This is a genomic window from Asanoa sp. NPDC050611 (genome assembly GCF_040654855.1).
Taxonomy (GTDB): domain Bacteria; phylum Actinomycetota; class Actinomycetes; order Mycobacteriales; family Micromonosporaceae; genus Asanoa.
Window position 1 is genome coordinate 1 of record NZ_JBFAIU010000700.1, and the last position, 1215, is coordinate 1215.

Below are 1215 nucleotides of genomic sequence, written 5' to 3' on the forward strand. Positions count from 1 at the left end.
CGATCTGCCTCGTGGGGGGTCAGCGAAGCGGCGGCGGCGAACGCGGCCCGGGCCTCGGCACCGCGGCCGAGGCGGGCCAGCAGGTCGCCGCGGACCGCCGGCAACTGTGGATAGTCGCGCAGCGCCTTGTCCCCCGCCACCGCGTCGACCAGGGCCAGGCCACGGGCCGGATCACCGGCCATCCCGTACGCGACGGCCTGGTTGACCCGCAGCACCGGCGACGGTCGCAGATGGAACAGCACCTCGTAGAGCGCGGCGACCCGCTCCCAGTCGGTCTGCGCGTGGGACCGTGCCCGCGCATGGCAGGCCGCGATCTCCGCCTGGACCGTGTAGTAGCCGCCGCCCAGCGACCCGGCCAGCGACAGCGCGGCCAGCCCGCGCCGGATGAGCAGCCGGTCCCACCGCCGCCGGTCCTGGTCGGGCAGCAGCACGGGTTGCCCGGACGGGTCGTGCCGGGCCGGCAGCCGCGACGCCTGGAGCTCCATCAGCGCCGCCAGGCCGTGCACCTCCGCCTCGCGCGGCAGCAGGCCCTGCAGCAGCCGGCCGAGCCGCACCGCCTCGTCGGCCAGCTCCGGGCGTGCCCAGGCCGGCCCGCCCGTCGCGGCGTACCCCTCATTGAAGATCAGATAGACCGTGGCGAGCACGGACGCGACCCGCGGGCCCAGCTCGGCGGCCGGCGGCAGCCCGAACTCCACGCCCGTCAGCGCCTTCTTCGCCCGGGTGATCCGGGCCGCCATGGTCGCCTCGGGCACGAGGAACGCCCGGGCGATCTCGGCGGTGGTCAGGCCGCCGAGCAGCCGGAGGGTCAGCGCCACCCGCGACTCGGCGGGCAGCGACGGGTGGCAGACCGTGAAGATCAGCCGCAGCAGGTCGTCGCCGATCCGGCCCTCGTCGAGCACCGCGTCGTACCCACCGTCGTGCGCCTCTTCGGTCGCACCGGCCACGAGCCGCAGCTTCGCGGCGTAGTTCTGCCGCCGCCGGATCTGGTCGATCGCCCGGTGCCGCGCGGTCGCCAGCAACCACGGACCCGGATCGTCGGGTACGCCGTCGCGCGGCCACTGCTCCAGCGCCACCACGAGCGCGTCCTGGGCGATCTCCTCCGCGAGCGAGACGTCGCCCGTCAGTCGGGCGACCACCGCCACGATCCGGGCGGCCTCGATCCGCCACACCGCCTCGACCGTGCGGCGCACCGGGGCAGGTTGGGGGGGCCCCCAC

General features: G+C 76.0%; 1 protein-coding gene. It reads right to left on the bottom strand.

Annotated elements, in window-relative coordinates:
• A partial coding sequence (locus tag AB0H87_RS41930) for a DUF6596 domain-containing protein (RefSeq protein ID WP_360159479.1) occupies positions 1-1190 on the bottom strand: 1190 nt, incomplete at its 3' end.
• Positions 1191-1215: the final 25 nt, after the last annotated feature.